Source organism: Bacillus sp. FSL K6-0073 (assembly GCF_038006085.1).
Taxonomy (GTDB): Bacteria; Bacillota; Bacilli; order Bacillales; family Bacillaceae_G; genus Bacillus_A; species Bacillus_A cereus.
In genome coordinates this window covers 3631020-3651873 of sequence record NZ_JBBOUN010000001.1, presented here as the reverse complement: position 1 = coordinate 3651873, position 20854 = coordinate 3631020, and the positions used below count along the sequence as shown (strand labels likewise).

The window sequence follows — 20854 nt, the reverse complement described above, 5'->3', positions numbered from 1 at the left end:
CTTTTGTCAGCCCTTTTTCGTAATCGTAAAGTTTTCAACAAGTAAACGCCAATTTTGTGGAAATGGCAAGCCAATCTTCCAATAACTAATACCGCCAATGCCCTGCTCTTTCATTAAATTGAATTTACTTTGAATAGACCTCGCATCTTCAAACCAAACTTCATGTTGTACGCCATTTTCGTCAAAGTAATTAAAATGTGGAGCTTGAGCTGTGAAATCATAGCGGATAGGAACATTATATTTACGAGCAAGTGCAACAGCTGCGACAGAGCTAACTGCTTTTGCTGGTGGATTCCCTTGTTTGAACGGAAGTTTCCAATCGAATCCGTATAAGTTTTGCCCCATCATAATTTTTTGGGGAGGCATTTGAGATTTTGCGTATTGAAGTACTTCTTTTACAGGACCGATAGGAGAGATTGCCATTGGTGGCCCGCCCTGCCAACCCCAGTCATATGTCATAATGACGACGAAATCAACAATTTGCCCTTGCGCTTTATAATCATGGGCTTCGAAAAACTTTCCCTTTTGATTTGAACTTGTCTTCGGTACGAGAGTTGTGCTTAATGTGTACCCGCTAGGTAAGCGTGTTTTTACATTTCGTAAAAAGCGATTATACGCCTCGCGGTCTTCGGGTGCTATACTCTCGAAATCGAAATGAATGTCTCGCATGCCATATTTTTCAGCTGTTTGCAAAATGTTAGTAATAAATTTGTTTTGAATCGTTGCGTCGCGTAAAATAACCGATGTTAGATCGGCACTGAAATTACCATTTTCAATATTTGTAATAACGAGCATAGGGATTGTTTGCCCTTGCGTTGCAATATTAGCAATTTTAGCTGTTTCAGTAGGTTCTTTTAATGTGCCATCTCTTTTTGCCTCAAAACTAAAATAAGCTAAATATGTTAAAAATGGATTGATGGCACGTGTAGCATTAACTAAACTCTCTTTAATCGGTATAGTGGAAGGTTGTAAATAAGCGATGGATTCTACAGCTCGTTTTGTGCCTTTTGGTACATATAATTGTTGTCCGACATGGAGAATAGATTTTAAAGATAAATTATTAACTTTAGCTAAACTAGCGAGGGGGACATTATATGTTTGAGAAATCCGATAGAGGCTGTCACCAGGCTGTACATAATAATTATTTCCTTTCGTATTAACGATAAGTGCCTGACCAACAACGAGCGTTTCAGCGGGATTTAGTCCATTGTCTTTTACTATTTCGTCAGGTGTTGATCCATATTTTGATGCCAAGCTATATACACTATCACCGCTACGAACCGTTACAATTTGAATCATATGCTTGCTCCTTTCGGGAAAAGATTCACTATTTTTATTTTATTTTTGATGTCACTGTATTATGATTAAATGTATGCAAGGTAGCAGAAGTGAAAGAAGGCGAATATACATATGTTTGTAGCAGAACATGAAGTTGAAATCCGTTATGCGGAAACAGATCAAATGGGTGTTGTTTACCATTCAAACTACTTAGTGTGGCTTGAGTTAGGTCGCACGAAACTTATACAAGATTTAGGTTTTTCATATGTTGAAATGGAGAAAGAAGGAATTATTTCTCCTGTGTTAGATTTACAAATTTCATACCGTAAAGCGATGCGTTACGGAGAAAAAGCAATCGTAAAAACATGGGTAGATACTGTCAGCCCACTTCGCGTTGTATATGGATATGAAATATATAATGGTGATGGTGAACTTTGTATTACTGCAAGTACGACGAATATTTGTGCGAAAAAAGAAGGGTTCCGCCCTGTATCATTTAAAAAGTTATATCCTGAGTGGTATGCGAAATATGAGGAAATTAAGAAAAAATAAAAAAGCGTGGCAGAAGCCACGTTTTTTTATTTTTCATAATTAAATTGTGGGAAGTCGTCACCTTCGTTAAGTGTAACAGATAAATTATGTCCATCGAAGAACCATTCATCATCGCCTTCAATAAAGAAGTTAATACCTTCTTCTTGAATTTGAACAGCAGGATGTGCAGGATCATCTTTACGAATCCCTAAAGAAAGTCCTTTTTGCACAGTACTGCAACCACCGTATTGTACGAAAAAGCGTAGTGTTTCATTTGATTGTAAGTTTAATTCATTTTTATACCATTGTGCTGCTTCTTTTGTTACGGAAAGATTCATGTATAGTTCCTCCAAATTATGTTGCTTTTTCTTTAGTATAAAAAATAACGCAAAAAGACGCTATTAATATGCTTCACGTTTTCTTTTTGCGTTATGTGGGTTACGATCTTATTTTTGCTTTTTTGAAAAGTTTGCTTTTGGTTCAGTTTTATTTATAATTCGTCCGATATTTGCACGGTGTTTATAAATAACCATACCTGCTAATAAACACATCGCAATAATGAAGATTTTATCCCCGCTAACAATGGATGCAATAACAGCAACAACTGCTGTTACCATAGAAGAAAGTGATACGTATCTTGTTGTAAATAAAAGGGTGAAAAATACAACAGCCAATATTGCAAAAACAACTGGTGAATAGCATAATAGCACCCCAGCAGAAGTTGCAACTGCTTTACCACCGCGGAATTTCGCGAAGATTGGATAGACATGTCCAAGAACAGCCGCTAACCCGAACCATAGTGGATGAATATCTAATCCGAAAATCATTGGTAGACTTGTTGCTAATGTCCCTTTTAAAATGTCAGCAATTGTAACGGTAAAACCTGCTTTTTTCCCTAATGTGCGGAATGTGTTTGTTCCGCCTAGATTACCGCTCCCGTGCTCACGAATATCGATTCCGTAGCCGATTTTTCCAACAACTAGTGCAAATGGAATCGAGCCAAGTAAGTAGGCAACGATAAATAAAAGATATGTAGTAACCATAAGTTCAGTCTCCTTTATTCAAATGTGTTGATAAAGGGTAAAAAGAGTTTTTCCCGTATATTGTACCATACATTTGTAAAGAGCACATTTCTTTTTTGTAAATGAAAAATTCATTATTTCGTGAAAAAAATTTCACAGTAATGTTACATTTCTCACAGAAACAGTAAGACTATATGTAGTAACATTTTAATCAAAAGATAACAACATATTGGTGGAGGGTTATAAATGTTACAAAATAATACACGTGGAGAAGAAGAATTAATGAAAGTGTTCGAGACAATAGTCCACGGCAATGAACAAGATTTAATGCAAGAAAATGCAAATGTAGACGGCCGCTCTCCAATGGGCGTAATGGGAACATTTGCATCTGAGAGTGCAAAATATTATGCTGTTGAGAATTTATTGTCAGATCAAGTGAAAAAAGCGATAAATGAAAATATATTATATCCACATGATTTAGATTTTTATGCGACAGGAACGACGACTTGTTCACAAATTCCGTTAGCGCAAATGCTTGCTAACGGTTTTCATACTGGACATGGACATATGAGACAACCGCAAGACATTAAAAGTGCATTGGCTCTTTCGTCTATTATTTTTCAAGCGAATCAAAATATGCAGCATGGTGGTCAATCGTTTGCACTCTTTGATATTGATTTAGCACCTTATGTACGAAAAACAATTGAGAGACATAAAAAACGATTACAATCATATCCGCTTACGAAAGAACAAATAGAAGAATTCGCATGGAAAGAAACGGAAAATGATACGTATCAAGCGTGTGAGGCTTTCGTTCATAATTCAAATAGTATGCATAGTAGGGGCGGAGGACAAGTACCGTTTATTTCTATTAATTACGGAACAGATACATCAAAAGAAGGAAGAATGTTAATTAAACAACTTTTAAAAGCGACACAAGCTGGACTTGGTAAAGGAGAGACACCGATTTTTCCGATTCAAATTTTCAAGATGAAAAAAGGTGTGAATTTTGAAGAAAGTGATCCGAACTACGATTTATTTGAATTAGCATTAGAGACAACGGCTGAACGATTGTTCCCTAACTTTTCATTTTTAGATGCTCCGTTTAATGCAGTACATTATGATGGAAGACCAGAAAGTGAAGTATGTTACATGGGATGTCGTACCCGTGTTATGTCTAATATACATGGAGAAGAAACAGCGATTGGTAGAGGGAATTTATCATTTACGTCTATTAATTTAGTGAAATTAGCGTTAATTAGTGGTTCAAAAGAAGCGTTTTTTGAAGCGCTAAACTATTATTTAGATTTAGGAATTAAGCAGCTATTAGAAAGATATGCGTATCAATGTACGAAGCGAGCAAGAGATTTTCAGTTTTTATATTCACAAGGTGTATGGCGTGGTGGAGAAACGTTGCAGCCTGAAGACTCCGTAGCCTCGATTTTAAAACAAGGGACGTTAAGTATTGGTTTTATCGGTCTTGCGGAATGTTTAGTAGCTTTAACAGGAAAGCATCATGGGGAAGATGGAGAATCATGGAAACTTGGGTATGAAATTATTTCCTTTATGAGAGATAGAATGGATAAAGCGACAGAAGAACATCAACTGAATTTCTCAGTAATTGCAACTCCAGCAGAAGGATTATCAGGGAAGTTTGTGAAAAAAGATAGAGAAGAATTTGGTGAAATTAACGGTATAACGAACCATAATTACTATACGAATTCATTCCATATTCCAGTTTATTATAACATTCAAGCGATAAATAAAATCCGTTTAGAAGGCCCGTTCCATGCTCTCTGTAATGGAGGACACATTACTTATATTGAACTAGATGGAGCAGCAATGCATAACAAAAAGGCATTAAAACAAATTGTACAAGCCATGGCAGAACATGGCGTTGGATACGGTTCAATTAATCATCCTGTTGACCGTTGTAAGTGCTGTAGTTATCACGGGGTTATTGGGAATGAATGTCCAAGTTGCGGGAATAAAGATGAGGCTAATATAGAAAGAATTCGCCGTATAACAGGCTATCTTGTAGGAGATATGTCGAAGTGGAATAGTGCGAAACGTAGTGAAGAGATAGATCGGGTGAAACATAAATGAAAGTGATGAATATTATTCATGATAGTGTAGTAGATGGAGAAGGATTGCGGACAGTCGTGTTTTTTGCGGGCTGTCCGCATCGTTGCGTTGGTTGCCATAATCCGAAATCGTGGAATATTTGCAATGGAACGGAAATGACAGTAGAAGAAATTGTGAAAGAGATTGCAAGTAATCCATTAACTGATGTAACATTTTCAGGTGGAGATCCATTTTTTCAAGCTGCTGAAGTGAAAAAGGTAGCAAAAATCGTAAAAGATTTGAAAAAAAACCTATGGATGTATACAGGTTATACGTTAGAAGAGATACAGAGTTCTCAAAATAATGATATGATAGAGTTGTTACATTATGGGGATGTTTTAGTCGATGGAAGGTTTGAAATTGAGAAAAAAGATTTAGCACTTCCATTTCGCGGAAGCTCCAATCAACGTATTATTCGATTGAAAGAGTAAAAAGGCGGGATAGATTATATGAATAAAACAGTATTGCTTGTTGAAGATGAAAGAAGATTACGTGAAATTGTTAGTGATTATTTTCGTAATGAAGGCTTTGAAGTAATCGAAGCAGAAGATGGAAAAAAAGCGTTAGAGTTATTTGCAGAGCATGAAATTGATTTAATTATGTTAGATATTATGTTACCGGAAATAGATGGATGGTCTGTTTGTAGAAGAATTAGAAAAGAATCAGCAGTACCAATTATTATGTTGACAGCACGTTCGGATGAGGATGATACATTGCTAGGTTTCGAATTAGGTGCAGACGAGTATGTAACGAAACCATTTAGCCCGAAAGTATTAGTAGCTCGCGCAAAGACGTTATTGAAACGTGCGGATGGTGCGGTAGGAGTAGCGGAAGAAAATGCTATGTCTTTAGCTGGAATAGAAGTAAATCGTCTATCTAGAACTGTTTTAGTAGATGGAGAAGAAATTATATTGACACATAAAGAATTTGAACTTCTTGTGTATTTAATGGAGAACAAAGGAATCGTGTTATCACGTCAACATTTATTAGATCAGTTATGGGGATATGACTATTACGGTGATGACAGAACGGTTGATACCCATATTAAAAAACTTCGAAATAAGCTAGGAGATAAAGCAAAGCATATCGGTACTGTTATTCGAGTTGGTTATAAATTTGAAGAATAATCTAGAACGATTTGTGTAATTTAGCCTAGGGAAATGGCGATTTTATACTCTCTTTTGAAGGTAGAATGTACAAAAAATACTTTTTTTGTCTACAATGTTAGATAGGAGTATTTTTTTAATTAGATTTCACGATGAGTTCACAAGAAGGACACAAAACGTGACTATACTGAAAATACGAATTCACCAGAGAGGGGAAATAAAACATGGGATATTACGACGGACCAAATTTAAATGAAGAGCATAGTGAAACGAGAGAAGTGAGAAAATCAGGTAGTAAAAAAGGCTATTTCTTCACAGGTTTAGTGGGGGCTGTAGTCGGAGCGGTTTCGATTAGTTTTGCAGCACCATATATGCCATGGGCTCAAAATAATGGAGCGCCAGTATCATCATTTAGTTCGGATTCAAAAGTAGAAGGTACTGTAGTTCCTGTTGTAAATAAAGCGAAAAATGAAACTGATTTACCTGGTATGATTGAAGGGGCGAAAGATGTTGTTGTAGGTGTTATTAATATGCAACAAAGTGTTGATCCATTTGCAATGCAACCGACAGGTCAAGAACAACAAGCTGGTTCAGGATCAGGTGTTATTTATAAAAAAGCAGGGAATAAAGCATATATCGTAACAAACAACCACGTAGTAGATGGTGCAAATAAACTTGCTGTAAAACTAAGTGATGGTAAAAAGGTAGATGCAAAGTTAGTAGGGAAAGATCCTTGGTTAGACTTAGCTGTTGTTGAAATTGACGGGGCTAATGTGAATAAAGTTGCAACTTTAGGTGACTCAAGTAAAATCCGCGCGGGTGAAAAAGCAATTGCAATCGGTAACCCACTAGGTTTTGATGGAAGTGTAACGGAAGGTATAATCAGTAGTAAAGAACGTGAAATTCCAGTTGATATTGATGGCGATAAACGACCAGATTGGCAAGCACAAGTTATTCAAACAGATGCAGCGATTAACCCTGGTAACAGTGGTGGTGCATTATTTAACCAAAATGGTGAAATAATTGGGATTAACTCAAGTAAAATTGCACAACAAGAAGTTGAAGGAATTGGATTTGCTATTCCAATTAATATCGCAAAGCCAGTTATCGAATCACTTGAAAAAGACGGAGTAGTGAAACGTCCAGCGCTTGGAGTAGGTGTCGTTTCATTAGAAGATGTGCAAGCTTATGCAGTCAATCAATTGAAAGTACCGAAAGAAGTAACTAATGGTGTTGTATTAGGTAAAATTTACCCAATATCACCGGCTGAAAAAGCTGGTTTAGAGCAATATGATATCGTAGTAGCATTAGATAATCAAAAAGTAGAGAATGCGCTTCAATTCCGTAAATATTTATATGAAAAGAAAAAAGTAGGCGAGAAAGTAGAAGTTACATTCTACCGTAACGGTCAAAAAATGACGAAATCGGCTACTTTAGCAGATAATTCAGCTACAAAGAATCAATAATTGAAATAAAAGAAAGTCTCTTTCATATTGAAAGAGACTTTCTTTATCGGCTATACTAAAGGAATAGGAGGGATTAATTATGACAATTGAAAACCCAACTCGTACGGAAATTGGTGAAGTGTTAAAGAAAAGCAAAACAATTGCGGTTGTTGGATTATCAGATAAGCCAGAACGTACATCGTATATGGTTTCAAAAGCAATGCAAGATGCTGGATACCGCATTATTCCAGTTAATCCAACAGTAGATGAGGTGCTTGGAGAAAAGGCAGTTTCTTCACTAAAGGATATTAAGGAACACGTTGACATAGTAAATGTATTTCGTCGCTCAGAGTTTTTAATGGATGTTGCAAAAGAATTCGTAGAGATTGATGCAGATGTTTTTTGGGCACAATTAGGAGTACAAGATGAGGATACATATAAATTTTTAAAAGAAAAAGACTATACTGTAATAATGGATCGTTGTATTAAAGTAGAACATGCGATGACAAAATAGTATAGATTTAAAGGTAGAAAGATTGATTCAGCCCTCATTATAGATAAGTAGGGCCGATGAACGAGGTGTTCATCATGAGATTTTTTAAAGGCTGTTTTTGGGGGGTGTTATTTGTAATCCCATTTTGGATCTTGATCATTTGGATCATAATAAAGGTTTGGAATGTGTAATCTTGGAATACATATCCATTTCTCGTTGACAAACGATTATTTTTCTGAAATAGTAGCCTAGAGGAATCCTTGTGAGAAAACAAGGATTTTTCTATTGAAAATGGTATATAAAAGAGATAAGATAACTTGCCAAAACTATAGTCGAGGCGTTATTCTATAATAGAAACATATGTTCTGATTTTGGATTAGGAAAGGGGCAAGGAGTTTGGCGAAGCATCAGTTCCAATATAATGAAGATGCGATTCAAGTGTTAGAAGGACTTGAAGCCGTTCGAAAACGCCCGGGTATGTATATCGGGAGCACGGACAGCCGTGGATTGCATCATTTAGTATATGAAATAGTAGATAACTCCGTTGACGAAGCGTTAGCGGGATTTGGCGACGAAATTTCAGTCGTAATACATAAAGATAATAGTATTAGCGTTATAGATAAAGGGCGAGGAATGCCTACGGGAATGCATAAACTTGGGAAACCTACACCTGAAGTTATTTTAACTGTACTTCATGCCGGTGGTAAGTTTGGTCAAGGTGGTTACAAAACGAGTGGTGGTTTGCACGGTGTTGGGGCATCGGTTGTAAATGCCTTATCAGAATGGTTAGTCGTAACGATTAAGCGTGACGGAAATATTTACGAACAACGCTTTGAAAATGGCGGTGTTCCTGTAACGACGCTTGAGAAAATCGGGAAGACGAAAGAGTCTGGTACTACGATGCATTTCAAACCAGATACAACGATTTTCAGCACAACAAATTATAATTATGAAACATTATGTGAGAGATTACGTGAATCTGCATTCTTATTAAAAGGAATGAAAATCTCGATAAAAGATGAGCGAAATGATTTAGAGGATGTATTTCATTATGAAACGGGAATTGAAGCTTTCGTTTCATATTTAAACGAAGAAAAAGATTCCATTCATCCAGTTGTATATTTCACTGGTGAACAAAATGGAATTGAAGCAGAACTAGCATTTCAATTTAACGATGGCTACTCAGAAAACATTTTATCGTTTGTAAATAACGTACGTACAAAAGATGGTGGAACACACGAAGCTGGATTTAAAACAGCGATGACGCGTGTGTTTAACGAGTATGCTCGTAAAGTAGCACTATTAAAAGAAAAAGATAAAAACTTAGAAGGCACAGATATTCGTGAAGGTGTAGCGGCTATCGTTTCGGTACGTGTACCAGAAGAAGTGCTTCAGTTTGAAGGGCAAACGAAAGGGAAACTAGGTACAAGTGAAGCGCGTTCTTCAATTGATGCCATTGTATCTGAGCATTTAGCATACTTTTTAGAAGAAAATCCTGATGTAGCTACACTTCTTGTAAGAAAAGCAATTAAAGCAGCACAAGCCCGTGAAGCAGCCCGTAAAGCAAGAGAAGAAGCGCGTAGTGGTAAGAAAAAGAAAAAATCAGAAGGTACGTTAAGCGGGAAATTAACACCTGCACAATCACGTAACCCGCAAAAAAATGAACTGTACCTAGTAGAGGGTGACTCTGCCGGTGGTTCTGCGAAACAAGGACGAGACCGACGTTTCCAGGCCGTATTACCGTTACGTGGTAAAGTAATTAATACAGAAAAAGCAAAGCTTGCTGATATCTTTAAAAATGAAGAGATTAATACAATCATTTATGCGATTGGCGGCGGTGTAGGAAATGAATTTGATGTTGAAGATATTAACTACGATAAAGTTGTAATTATGACCGATGCCGATACGGATGGGGCTCATATTCAAGTATTGTTATTAACGTTCTTCTACAGATATATGAAGCCACTTATCGAAGCTGGTAAAGTGTTTATCGCACTTCCTCCTTTATACAAAGTAAGTAAAGGAAAAGGTAAGAGTGAGGTAATTGAATACGCTTGGTCAGATGAGGAATTAGACGGTGTAACGAAAAAAGTTGGAAAAGGCTATATGTTACAACGTTATAAAGGACTTGGTGAAATGAATGCGGATCAATTATGGGAAACAACAATGAATCCTGAAACGCGTACATTAATTCGCGTGAAAATTGATGATGCAGCAAGAGCAGAGCGTCGCGTTACAACATTAATGGGCGATAAAGTAGAACCGCGCCGTAAATGGATTGAACGTAATGTACAGTTTGGTATGCAAGAAGAAGGAAATATTTTAGAAAATGAAATGATTATGGAGACGGAGGTGGAATAACATGCAAGCAGAGAAGTTTCATGACCTCCCGCTTGAAGACGTGTTAGGTGATCGATTTGCACGTTATAGTAAATATATTATTCAAGATCGTGCACTTCCAGATGCACGTGATGGCTTAAAGCCAGTACAAAGACGTATTTTATATTCTATGTATGTAGAAGGTAATGTACATGATAAAGCGTTTCGTAAATCAGCTAAAACAGTAGGTAATGTTATCGGTAATTATCATCCACATGGAGATTCCTCTGTATATGAAGCAATGGTACGCTTAAGCCAAACTTGGAAAGTACGTAATGTTTTAGTTGAAATGCATGGTAATAACGGTAGTGTTGATGGGGACCCAGCGGCAGCGATGCGTTATACGGAAGCTCGTTTATCACCAATCGCATCTGAATTATTACGTGATCTTGATAAAGAAACAGTTGAATTCGTGTCAAACTTTGATGATACGAGTGAAGAACCGGTTGTATTACCAGCAGCGTTCCCGAATTTATTAGTGAACGGATCTACAGGGATTTCCGCTGGTTATGCAACAGAAATTCCTCCGCATCATCTTGGAGAAGTTATTGATGCTACAATGATGCGTATTGATAAGCCAAATAGTACTGTTGATGATTTATTAACAGTTATGAAAGGACCAGATTTCCCAACAGGCGGTATTATTCAGGGGATTGATGGTATTAAAAAGGCGTATGAAACAGGTAAAGGTAAAATTATTATTCGCGGAAAAGCAGAAGTTGAAACAGTGCGCGGTGGGAAACAACAAATTGTAATCACTGAAATTCCTTACGAAGTGAATAAGGCAAATCTTGTAAAGAAAATGGATGAATTACGTCTAGATAAAAAGTTAGATGGTATTGCTGAAGTGCGTGATGAGACAGATCGTACTGGTTTACGAATTGTTGTTGAATTAAAGAAAGAAGCAAACGCCGAAGGTATTTTAAATTATTTATATAAAAATACAGATTTGCAAATTCCATATAACTTTAATATGGTAGCGATCAATAATCGTCGTCCAACACTTATGACATTACCGAAAATTTTAGATGCTTATATTGGACATCAAAAAGAGGTTATTACGAGACGTTCGCAATATGAATTAAGAAAAGCAGAAAATCGTCAACATATTGTAGAAGGTTTAAAGAAAGCATTATCGATTTTAGACCAAGTAATTGAAACAATTCGAGCTTCAAAAGATAAACGTAACGCGAAAGATAATTTAAGTGCAAAATTTGGCTTTACAGAAGCACAGGCAGAAGCAATTGTTTCCTTGCAATTATATCGCTTAACGAATACAGACATTACGGCGTTACAAGAAGAAGCAGATGAGCTTAATAAGAAAATTATTGAGCTACAGGCAATTTTACAAAGTGAAAAAAGATTACTTCAAGTAATTAAAACAGATTTAAAGAGAGTTAAGAAAACATATAGTGATGATCGACGCGCGATTATTGAAGATCAAATCGAGGAAATTAAAATCGATGTAGAAGTTATGATCCCACAAGAAGATGTCATCGTTACTGTAACGAAAGAAGGATATGTGAAACGTACTGGATGGCGCTCACATAATGCCTCAAACGGCAAAGACTTCGGTATGAAAGAGGGTGACATCTTACTTGAACGATTCGATACGAATACGACAGAGACAGTCCTCTTATTTACGAGTAAAGGAAACTATATATATCTGCCAGTATACGAAATGCCAGATATTCGTTGGAAAGATTTAGGTCAGCACGTTGCTAATATCGTTTCACTCGACCGGGATGAAACAATCATTTGGGCAACGGTTGTACCGAACTTTGAGGAAGAAAAACGATTTATCGTATTTGTAACAAGAAATGGTATGATAAAGAAAACAGAATTAAATCAATATAAAGTTCAGCGTTATTCAAGGGCATTCGTTGCTGTAAACTTGAAAAAAGATGATGAAGTTGTCGATATATTTGCGACAGATGGAACGAGTGATATCGTTCTTGCTACACACGGTGCATATGCACTTATTTTCCATGAAGATGAAGTAAGTCCAGTCGGTGTAAGAGCTGCTGGCGTGAAAGCAATTAATTTAAAAGAAGATGACTATGTCGCTTCTGGTAAACCGTTAAATGGTGACAAAGATCAACTTATTCTCGTAACACAGCGCGGTGCTGTAAAACGTCTAAAAGCATCAGAAATTGAAAAATCAACGAGGGCGAAACGAGGTCTTGTTATTTTCAAAGAATTAAAACGTAATCCGTACCGCATTGTCGGTATTGAAATTGTTCGGGACGATGAATTAGTTTACATGAAGACAGAGAAAAACATTGTAGAAGAGATTGATCCGAAAGCGTATCGAAATAAAGACCGGTATAGTAATGGTAGCCTAGTGCTAGATGTTAATGATACTGGTGAAGTAGTAGAAACGTGGACGAAGAAAAGACCAGAATAAAGAGGGCATCTTGCTATGAATAATAGCAAGATGCTTTTTTCTAGGCAATTTATTATGTAAATAATAATAATCTTGTTATAATAACCGAATGAAATCGTTCTCATAAAGTGAAACTTTAATCAATGGGGATTTTCTTTATCCACACTGATTATTAGTTGAACCAATCGGGCTTTAACAAGCAGTTGATTTCTCACCTAATTCCTTAGCTTTCGCTGAATTTTTGGTTAGGAATCTTACTGCCCGTTAAAGCGGGACAAATGGAGGGGTAACATGAAAAAAATAGGTGTAGGGATTGTAGGATTTGGTTTTTCTAGTACGACATTTCATATCCCACTATTACAAACGATAGAAGAATATGATATTCGTGCTGTATTATCCTCAAAAGAAGAGGTAGTAAAAGAAACATTACCAAATGCTAATGTTGTTAGTACAATTGATGAATTGGTGAAGCGAGCTGATGTTGACTTAGTTGTTATTACATCACCTAATACAACTCATTTTCCATATGTAAAAGAAGCAATTTTAAACGGTAAGCATGTTGTTGTAGAAAAACCATTTGTTGTCTCAATTGAAGAAGGGGAAAAGCTTATTTCATTAGCAGAGCAGCATAATGTAATGTTAAGCGTATATCATAATCGTCGTTTTGATAATGATTTCTTAACAATTAAGAAATTGTTAGGAGAAAACAGAGTAGGGAATGTATACGCATATGAATCGAATTTTGATCGTTTCCGTCCACATGTACGTGATCGATGGAGAGAAAAAAATCTACCAGGCTCCGGTATATTATACGATTTAGGATCGCATTTAATTGACCAAGCGTTATCAATATTCGGGAAACCAGATGCGATAAGTGCAGATGTAATAAAACAACGACCAGGTGCAGAGGTGGATGATTATTTCCACATAGTACTTCATTACGGAGTTAAACGTGTCATTTTACGTAGTAGCAGTTATGTGAAAAAAGCTGGACCGCATTTTATAGTGCATGGAGAGAAAGGTTCTATCGTGAAGTACGGTATGGATTCGCAGGAAGAGCAATTAAAAAATGGAATGAAGCCAGGTGATAACGGTTATGGAGTAGACGATGAAGAGAATTTTGCTACTTTAGAAACAGAAGAAAACTTAGAGCGTATTCCAACAGAAGTCGGTTGTTATGACAATTATTATAAAGGTGTGCGAGATAGTATATTAAATGGTGAGAAACTACCTGTAACAGCAAAAGAAGGTTTAGATGTTATTAAACTGATTCAATTAGCGATTGAAAGCAGTGAAAAAGGTAGAGTCATTTCTATAAAATAAAAAGACACGAAATTCGTGTCTTTTTATTTTTGTGGAACAGAAAGACCATAGAAGAACATAGTGACTATATCTTGTATATGTTTTTCGCGATTTCCTTCAAGAAGTTGTGCCCCAAAATCATCACCTAATTTAGTAAACATTTGAATGTAAAGTAACATCATTTCCTTAGTAAGGTGTGGATTAATTTCGTTTTTGCGCTGAGCTCGTTCTAATATTTCTAAATACCAGGGCAAGATTTTTTCATTTTGATAACTATAAATAAACTTTCGGAGTTCTTCGTCCCTTTGCATCATTTGCAGTAACATATCAGGTTGAAATAACCCGCCAGTATTCATTTTTCTTACAATCATTTTTTGCATCATATCATGAAAAGGTAATTTTTCTTCTGCAAGATCTTTATAATATTGAAATTCAGATATGATAAATTCTTGTATAAGCTCCCTAAATAACGCATCTTTACTTCCGAAATGATTATAAATTGTAACTTGAGAAACGTTGGCTTCTTTTGCGATATGTTCTATTTTCACTTCATTAAATCCACGTTCTGAAAATAATACGAATGCTGCTTCTTTAATGGCACGTTTTTTCTTTTCTTTTACTCTTTCAAAGCCGTTCAATGCAATCACCTCACTTAAAATATACAAGAAAAAATAATGGAAAACAATAATTTTGAAATATGAACTAATAAATATTTCAAAAAGTTGTTGCGAATATGGAAGATGAGGAGTACAATAATTTTGAAATATCACATATTAAATATTTCAAAAAATGAGGTGGAATTATGATTTCAGTTCAAGATGTCACAAAACAGTTTTCGAATGGAAAAGGTTTGTTTCATATTACATTTGATGTAAAAAAGGGAGAAGTATTTGGTTATTTAGGCCCAAATGGTGCTGGAAAATCAACGACGATTCGTAATTTAATGGGATTTATAAAACCGACAGCTGGTAAAGCGACAATTTTTGGATTAGATTGTTGGAATGAAGCAGCGAAAATTCAAAGGGAAGTTGGTTATCTACCGGGTGAAATTTCTTTTATTGAAGGAATGAACGGATTAGAGTTTTTAAAATTAATGCAAGGAATGCGTGGATTAAAGGATACAAAAAGACGAGATGAACTAATAGAGCGTCTGCAATTTGATGTGAAAACACAGATTCGCAAAATGTCTAAAGGAATGAAGCAAAAAGTAGGGATAGTCGCTGCATTTATGCACGATCCAGAGGTGTTAATTTTAGATGAGCCAACATCTGGACTTGATCCACTTATGCAGCAAGTGTTTATAGATTTAATATTAGAGGAAAAGCAAAGAGGAAAAACAATTCTTATGTCTTCGCATATTTTCACTGAAATTGAGAGAACTTGTGACAGAGTAGCTATTATTAAAGATGGTCGACTCGTAACGGTTGAAAATATTCACGATTTACAAAGTATGAGAAGACAGGTGATAGATGTAACAGTATCATCACAAGAAGAGATTGAGTCTCTTACAAAGTGTAATTTGCAATTTGAAGCGGTAAAAGGCAGAGAGGCATCTATCATTGTACAAGGAAACTATCAAACTGTTTTACAAACACTTTCAAACTACAATGTAACGGCACTTCAAACGAGAGCGATGGATTTAGAACATTTATTTATGCATTATTACGATAAGAAAGAAGGGATAACGCATGAATAAGCAATTATTTTTAGCTAGTTTGAAAGAAACACAAAAAAGTATTTTGAGTTATGCGTCTGGTGCAGCTTTATATCTGTGGTTATTAATTTGGATATTCCCGTCAATGGTATCAGCAAAAGGGCTAAATGAATTAATAGGTGCCATGCCTGATAGTGTGAAAAAAATCGTTGGTATGGAAAGTCCGATTCAAAACGTAATGGATTTTCTAGCGGGCGAATACTATAGTCTATTGTTTATTATCATTTTAACAATTTTTTGCGTAACAGTTGCGACACATTTAATTGCTCGTCATGTAGATAAAGGAGCAATGGCATACTTGCTAGCAACGCCTGTATCTAGAGTACGAATCGCAATTACGCAAGCGGCTATTCTTATATTAGGACTACTGATTATTGTAGCGGTTACGTATGTAGCGGGTATAGTAGGTGCTGAATGGTTTTTAGAGGATAATAACTTAAATAAAGAATTATTTTTGAAGATAAATGTAGTCGGAGGACTCATATTTTTAGTCGTTAGTGCCTATTCATTTTTCTTTTCTTGTATATGTAATGACGAAAGAAAAGCACTAAGTTATTCAGCGGGTTTAACTATCTTATTTTTCGTATTAGATATGGTAGGGAAGTTAAGTGATAAGTTAGAATGGATGAAAAACCTATCATTATTCACGCTGTTTCGTCCGAAAGAAATTGCTGAAGGATCATATAATATATGGCCGGTAAGTATAAGTTTAACTGCTGTAGCGCTTTGTATTTTTATCGTAGCGATTGTAGTATTTAGGAAGAGGGATTTACCGTTATAGAGTAGAAAGTCCACTGAGAAAGTGGGCTTTTTTTATTTGTAAATTTAAACTAGTATGTTTATTGCATACTTATAAAGGATATTTATCTTTTTAATTACAAAAATATTCAAAAAAGTGAACCTTTTTCTAGGTTCATACGTCTAATACATGTAAAGTTAAATTGGAAGTGATGAAGTGAGGATGAAACAGGAGGAGCGATTGTGAAAGTAATCCCTTTATATAAAATGATTATAAAAGAAGAAACGGATGTTTCTTTAGCGAAAAAAGGTGATCATGAAGCCTTTGTAGCGCTTATACATACAGAAAAAGTGAAGATGTATCGAATAGCAAAGGCGATGTTACGTGATGAGACAAATATAGAGGATGCGATACAGACAACAATTTTAAAAGCCTATGAAAATATAAAAAAATTAAAGAAAGAAGAATTTTTTCAAACTTGGTTAATTCGAATACTAATAAATGAGTGTAACAATATTATTAGAGCGTATAAAAATGTAATTGTGACAGAAGAGAATGATTACAATATGAGTGCGTGTGATCAGTATGAAGATATAGATTTGTGTAATGCGATTCAGTCGTTACATGAAGAATTAAGAGCTGTTACGGTGCTTTATTACTATGAAGACATGAATCAAGTGAGTATAGCAAAGCTGTTAGAAATACCGAAAGGAACAGTGAAATCAAGATTGTCACGCGCGAGGGAACAACTACAAAAACGATTAAAGATGGAATAGGGGGTGTAAAGGATGGATAATGAAAAATTATTTGATGAGAAATTAAAAAAGAGAATAAAAGATGAAAATGTTATAGTACCTCCAGAGTTAAATGAAAAGATTAATGGTACGCTACATAATCTTAAGGTAAAAAAGAAGAGTTACAAAATTCATATGATGATAATTAGTGCAGCGGTTTGTATACTTTCAGTGGTATCTATGTCTGAGTTTTCTATACAAAGTTTTGCGCAAAATGGTGGAGTATTTGAATATGTAAAGAAAAAAGCGTTTTCTGATTTTGAAAATGAAGAAGAAATAAAATCGAATGTACATTATCCAGATAAAGAAAAGATTCATCAAAAAATGCTAGATTCTATTGATTATTTTAAAAATATTTCAGGACAATTTGAGGAATATTCTAGCTCATCAAGAATTGCTACAACATATAAGTATGCGATTGATACGGAGAAACAAAGAGGTATCTCTTCGAAAGAAGATAAACTAGCGAAAAAACGAACAATTATATATAACGAGGGCAAGAAAAAAGAGTTTGATGATGAGAAGTATACCTATAAAGAGACAAAATGGAACCCAAAAGAAAGAAACAATGAACTATTAAAATTAAATCCTACGGAAAGGTTAGTGAGAAAATCAGATGAGAAAAAGAGATATGATGATGAATATGTAGGGCTAGCTAAATATAGTATTCAATCAGAATTCGCAGATTTGTTAATTCGATATAAAGATTGGAATTATAAAGAAACGAAATATCTTGGATTAGATTGTTACAAAATTGAAGGAGTTATCAACATAGAGATGCCTGTTAGCACCTCTGAAGATTTAAGAGGGAAATTCGAAATGGTTGTGGAGAAAAATACAGGGATTATGTTGAAATTTCTTAGTTTTCAAGAAGGCTTGATTCAATATTCAGTTACGACTGAATGGATACAAATAGATAAGGGATTGAAAGAAAGTATGTTTCAAAAGGATAGCGCTAAATATGAAAAAATGAAAAACATATTGGGTGAATAGAAACAGGAGGAGAGTAAATGGGGAATCATTCATCTTTAAGAGAAGAGAAAAATAAGCAAAAATATAAAAAGAAAAAGATAATAAGTTTACTACTGGCGGTATTACTATTTGGTGGAATTGGCTATGGAGCCTATGTATATATGAAAACTTCTAGTCTCGTACAAAAATCTAATTTGAATTTAGCACGAGGCGAAAAATCCAATTTACGTGAGAAATCTGTAAAGCCAATTGCAAATCATGTTTCACTTTTAATTATGGGAATTGATGAAAATCAAGAACGACAAAAGGAATATAATGGTGCATTTCATACAGACGCATTATTGTTAGCGACTTTTAATAAAGATGATAAAACAGTGAAATTAACGAGTATACCGCGTGATACATATACATATGTTCCAGTTGAAAAGAAAAAAGATAAAATAACCCATGCATATGGAAGTGGTTTCGTTAAAAATGGTAAAGATGGAGGACCGCAAGCTTCTGTGGAAGCGGTAGAAAAATTGTTACAGGTGCCTGTTGATTATTTTGTGAAATTTAATTTTGGTTCCTTTACTAAAATTGTTGATGGGTTAGATGGTATTGAAGTGGATGTCCCAGTTGAATTTACGGAGCAAAATAGTAAAGATGAACCTGAAGCGATTCATTTGAAAAAAGGATTACAAAAATTAAATGGGGAAGAAGCACTTGCACTAGCAAGAACGCGCCATATTGATAGTGATGCAATGAGAGGACAACGCCAACAACTTGTTATTGAAGCGATTTTAAGTAAATTAAAAAGTGTAGGATCGATTGCGAAGTTAGAAAAAATAGTTGAGGCGGTTGATGGTGATTTTAAAACAAATTTAGTAATGGATGATATTTTATCTTTTTATAAATACGGTTTAAACGGTTCAGTTGAAAAAATACAATTAGCTGGTGATGATTTATACTTACCTAATGGCCCAAACGGGCAACGTGTATATTATTATAATCCTAATAAAAAAGATCTACAGAGTTTGAGTAATACTCTTAGAACACATCTAGGATTAAGTGAAAAGCAAATTGAGGAGAATTAAAGCAGACGAAATGTCTGCTTTTTTATTTTTGTCTAATGGTATGACATTTAGTTTTTAATGTTATATACTATTTTAAAATTTTAGTTAATAGTGTAACATAATGGTAGGGTTCAAGTTAAGTAGCAAGGGGGCTACCATATAGAATAAATGTTATTGCTTAAAATAGTTTGGGAGAAATGAAAATACAGGGGAGTAGCAAAAATGAGAATTGCAAAGAATTTAACATTCCAAGTTATTGTGGCCATTATTTGTGGTATTGCAGTAGGGGCAATTTGGCCGAGTGTTGGACAACAAATGAAGCCAATTGGTGAAACATTCATCAATATGATTAAAATGGTTATTGCACCGATTATCTTTTTAACAATTGTACTCGGTATTGCAAGTATGGGAAGTATGAAAAAGGTAGGCCGTGTTGGTGGGAAGGCACTACTATATTTTGAAATTGTTACAACAGCTGCTTTAATTATTGGTATCATCGTAGCAAATGTTGTGCGTCCCGGAGATGGATTAGATCCCTCAAAACTAAAAGGCGGAGATGTTTCACAATATGTACAAAGCGGGCAAGAAATGAAATGGATGGATTTCTTTTTACATATTGTGCCGTCTAACATGTTTGAAGCATTTGCAAAAGGTGATATTTTACAAGTGTTATTCTTCTCCATTTTATTCGGCGCAGGATTAACGATGTTAGGGAAAAATGGACAACCGGTTATTGATTTTTTTGAAAGATTATCGAAAGTATTTTTTAACATTTTATCAATTGTAATGAAATTAGCACCGGTTGGAGCATTCGGTGGGATGGCATTTACAATTGGGAAGTATGGTTTAAGCACGCTCATACCACTTGGCAAATTAATGATTTGTGTATATGCGACAATGGCATTATTTGTTTTTATTATTTTAAATTTTATTTGTAAACTGTATAAATTTAGTTTGTGGAAATATTTAGCGCATATTAAAGAAGAATTACTTATTGTTCTCGGGACATCATCGTCAGAATCAGTACTGCCGCGAATGATGACAAAGATGGAAGACTTCGGGTGTTCGAAACCGGTAGTAGGTTTAGTCATTCCAACAGGCTATTCTTTTAACTTAGATGGAACAACAATTTATTTATCGATGGCTACTATATTTTTAGCACAAGTTTTCCACGTCGATCTTTCACTAGGTCAACAATTAACAATAATAGCTATTTTATTAGTTACATCTAAAGGAGCAGCAGCAGTAACCGGCGGGGGATTCATTGTACTAGCATCTACTCTATCTGCAATGAATGTTATCCCATTAGAAGGTTTAGCGTTATTACTTGGTGTAGATCGTTTCATGTCAGAAGCACGTGCTATCGTTAATTTAATTGGTAACGGTATTGCAACTGTAGTTGTTGCAAAAAGTGAAAATGAATTTGATGATGAGAAGTATACGAGAGTAGTAGAGGAAATGAAACGAGAAAAAATGGCCAGGTAAAAAGTCAGCTTTGCTGACTTTTTTATTTT

At 35.2% G+C, this 20854-nt stretch carries 19 protein-coding genes; 15 read left to right on the top strand and 4 right to left on the bottom strand.

All coding sequences use genetic code 11. The annotated features are described in order from the left end of the window. Positions 1-6: 6 nt before the first annotated feature. On the bottom strand, positions 7-1299 hold the full coding sequence (locus MHB52_RS18780; RefSeq protein WP_000614861.1) for a glycosyl hydrolase family 18 protein: 1293 nt from the start codon (positions 1297-1299) through the stop codon (positions 7-9). A 111-nt stretch (positions 1300-1410) separates the two neighbouring features. Between MHB52_RS18780 and MHB52_RS18775 the strand changes: the two genes are divergently transcribed. After that, on the top strand, positions 1411-1830 hold the full coding sequence (locus tag MHB52_RS18775) for an acyl-CoA thioesterase (protein WP_000495812.1): 420 nt from the start codon (positions 1411-1413) through the stop codon (positions 1828-1830). Between the two features lie 26 nt (positions 1831-1856). On the opposite strand, the gene MHB52_RS18770 is transcribed toward MHB52_RS18775, so the two are convergent. Further along, the gene (locus MHB52_RS18770; protein WP_001054453.1) at positions 1857-2147 is read right to left on the bottom strand and encodes a HesB/YadR/YfhF family protein; all 291 of its coding nucleotides are present in this window, start codon (positions 2145-2147) and stop codon (positions 1857-1859) included. 108 nt (positions 2148-2255) lie between these two features. Further along, on the bottom strand, positions 2256-2852 hold the full coding sequence (gene plsY, locus MHB52_RS18765) for a glycerol-3-phosphate 1-O-acyltransferase PlsY (protein ID WP_000258974.1): 597 nt from the start codon (positions 2850-2852) through the stop codon (positions 2256-2258). A 225-nt stretch (positions 2853-3077) separates the two neighbouring features. Between plsY and MHB52_RS18760 the strand changes: the two genes are divergently transcribed. The 8 genes from MHB52_RS18760 (at position 3078) to MHB52_RS18725 (ending at position 14087) form a co-directional block, all read left to right on the top strand. Then, entirely contained in the window at positions 3078-4937 is a 1860-nt protein-coding gene (locus MHB52_RS18760; RefSeq protein ID WP_000940073.1) for an anaerobic ribonucleoside triphosphate reductase, read from the top strand. Then, on the top strand, positions 4934-5386 hold the full coding sequence (nrdG, locus tag MHB52_RS18755; RefSeq protein ID WP_000867077.1) for an anaerobic ribonucleoside-triphosphate reductase activating protein: 453 nt from the start codon (positions 4934-4936) through the stop codon (positions 5384-5386). Before MHB52_RS18760 ends, nrdG begins: the two co-directional genes overlap by 4 nt. Before the next feature lie 18 nt (positions 5387-5404). Further along, complete coding sequence (locus tag MHB52_RS18750) at positions 5405-6082, top strand: response regulator transcription factor (RefSeq protein ID WP_001044679.1); 678 nt, start codon at positions 5405-5407, stop codon at positions 6080-6082. A 203-nt stretch (positions 6083-6285) separates the two neighbouring features. Beyond that, positions 6286-7527 carry a S1C family serine protease gene (locus MHB52_RS18745; protein ID WP_000542641.1) on the top strand — a complete coding sequence of 414 codons (1242 nt, stop codon included), beginning with the start codon at positions 6286-6288 and terminating at the stop codon, positions 7525-7527. A 79-nt stretch (positions 7528-7606) separates the two neighbouring features. Then, positions 7607-8020: a CoA-binding protein gene (locus tag MHB52_RS18740; RefSeq protein WP_000151387.1), complete on the top strand. Its 414-nt coding sequence runs from the start codon at positions 7607-7609 to the stop codon at positions 8018-8020. A 375-nt stretch (positions 8021-8395) separates the two neighbouring features. Continuing rightward, positions 8396-10360: a DNA topoisomerase IV subunit B gene (gene parE, locus MHB52_RS18735; protein ID WP_001062202.1), complete on the top strand. Its 1965-nt coding sequence runs from the start codon at positions 8396-8398 to the stop codon at positions 10358-10360. Position 10361: 1 nt separating this feature from the next. After that, the gene (gene parC, locus MHB52_RS18730) at positions 10362-12785 is read left to right on the top strand and encodes a DNA topoisomerase IV subunit A (RefSeq protein WP_061663261.1); all 2424 of its coding nucleotides are present in this window, start codon (positions 10362-10364) and stop codon (positions 12783-12785) included. Positions 12786-13055: 270 nt separating this feature from the next. Then, the gene (locus tag MHB52_RS18725; protein WP_000719773.1) at positions 13056-14087 is read left to right on the top strand and encodes an oxidoreductase; all 1032 of its coding nucleotides are present in this window, start codon (positions 13056-13058) and stop codon (positions 14085-14087) included. A 23-nt stretch (positions 14088-14110) separates the two neighbouring features. On the opposite strand, the gene MHB52_RS18720 is transcribed toward MHB52_RS18725, so the two are convergent. After that, a complete protein-coding gene (locus MHB52_RS18720; protein WP_118043338.1) occupies positions 14111-14713 on the bottom strand; it encodes a TetR/AcrR family transcriptional regulator in 603 nt (200 codons plus the stop codon). A gap of 155 nt (positions 14714-14868) precedes the next feature. Between MHB52_RS18720 and MHB52_RS18715 the strand changes: the two genes are divergently transcribed. The 6 genes from MHB52_RS18715 (at position 14869) to MHB52_RS18690 (ending at position 20825) form a co-directional block, all read left to right on the top strand. Then, the gene (locus MHB52_RS18715) at positions 14869-15762 is read left to right on the top strand and encodes an ABC transporter ATP-binding protein (RefSeq protein ID WP_000626582.1); all 894 of its coding nucleotides are present in this window, start codon (positions 14869-14871) and stop codon (positions 15760-15762) included. Further along, the gene (locus MHB52_RS18710; protein ID WP_061664842.1) at positions 15755-16561 is read left to right on the top strand and encodes an ABC transporter permease subunit; all 807 of its coding nucleotides are present in this window, start codon (positions 15755-15757) and stop codon (positions 16559-16561) included. Before MHB52_RS18715 ends, MHB52_RS18710 begins: the two co-directional genes overlap by 8 nt. Positions 16562-16761: 200 nt before the next feature. After that, a complete protein-coding gene (locus tag MHB52_RS18705; RefSeq protein ID WP_000864726.1) occupies positions 16762-17295 on the top strand; it encodes a sigma-70 family RNA polymerase sigma factor in 534 nt (177 codons plus the stop codon). 12 nt (positions 17296-17307) lie between these two features. Further along, entirely contained in the window at positions 17308-18306 is a 999-nt protein-coding gene (locus MHB52_RS18700) for a hypothetical protein (protein WP_000368240.1), read from the top strand. A gap of 17 nt (positions 18307-18323) precedes the next feature. Continuing rightward, positions 18324-19361 carry an LCP family protein gene (locus MHB52_RS18695; RefSeq protein ID WP_016118453.1) on the top strand — a complete coding sequence of 346 codons (1038 nt, stop codon included), beginning with the start codon at positions 18324-18326 and terminating at the stop codon, positions 19359-19361. Positions 19362-19562: 201 nt separating this feature from the next. Then, positions 19563-20825: a dicarboxylate/amino acid:cation symporter gene (locus MHB52_RS18690; RefSeq protein WP_061664841.1), complete on the top strand. Its 1263-nt coding sequence runs from the start codon at positions 19563-19565 to the stop codon at positions 20823-20825. The last annotated feature ends 29 nt before the right edge of the window (positions 20826-20854 follow it).

Bases quoted from the DNA above. Each gene is read 5' to 3' on its own strand.
- MHB52_RS18725 (WP_000719773.1), top strand. From the start codon at position 13,056: ATGAAAAAAATAGGTGTAGGGATTGTAGGATTTGGTTTTTCTAGTACG.
- MHB52_RS18760 (WP_000940073.1), top strand. From the start codon at position 3,078: ATGTTACAAAATAATACACGTGGAGAAGAAGAATTAATGAAAGTGTTC.
- MHB52_RS18690 (WP_061664841.1), top strand. From the start codon at position 19,563: ATGAGAATTGCAAAGAATTTAACATTCCAAGTTATTGTGGCCATTATT.
- MHB52_RS18770 (WP_001054453.1), bottom strand. From the start codon at position 2,147: ATGAATCTTTCCGTAACAAAAGAAGCAGCACAATGGTATAAAAATGAA.
- MHB52_RS18780 (WP_000614861.1), bottom strand. From the start codon at position 1,299: ATGATTCAAATTGTAACGGTTCGTAGCGGTGATAGTGTATATAGCTTG.
- MHB52_RS18740 (WP_000151387.1), top strand. From the start codon at position 7,607: ATGACAATTGAAAACCCAACTCGTACGGAAATTGGTGAAGTGTTAAAG.
- plsY (WP_000258974.1), bottom strand. From the start codon at position 2,852: ATGGTTACTACATATCTTTTATTTATCGTTGCCTACTTACTTGGCTCG.
- parC (WP_061663261.1), top strand. From the start codon at position 10,362: ATGCAAGCAGAGAAGTTTCATGACCTCCCGCTTGAAGACGTGTTAGGT.
- MHB52_RS18745 (WP_000542641.1), top strand. From the start codon at position 6,286: ATGGGATATTACGACGGACCAAATTTAAATGAAGAGCATAGTGAAACG.
- MHB52_RS18750 (WP_001044679.1), top strand. From the start codon at position 5,405: ATGAATAAAACAGTATTGCTTGTTGAAGATGAAAGAAGATTACGTGAA.
- MHB52_RS18710 (WP_061664842.1), top strand. From the start codon at position 15,755: ATGAATAAGCAATTATTTTTAGCTAGTTTGAAAGAAACACAAAAAAGT.
- MHB52_RS18695 (WP_016118453.1), top strand. From the start codon at position 18,324: ATGGGGAATCATTCATCTTTAAGAGAAGAGAAAAATAAGCAAAAATAT.
- MHB52_RS18775 (WP_000495812.1), top strand. From the start codon at position 1,411: ATGTTTGTAGCAGAACATGAAGTTGAAATCCGTTATGCGGAAACAGAT.
- nrdG (WP_000867077.1), top strand. From the start codon at position 4,934: ATGAAAGTGATGAATATTATTCATGATAGTGTAGTAGATGGAGAAGGA.
- MHB52_RS18700 (WP_000368240.1), top strand. From the start codon at position 17,308: ATGGATAATGAAAAATTATTTGATGAGAAATTAAAAAAGAGAATAAAA.
- MHB52_RS18715 (WP_000626582.1), top strand. From the start codon at position 14,869: ATGATTTCAGTTCAAGATGTCACAAAACAGTTTTCGAATGGAAAAGGT.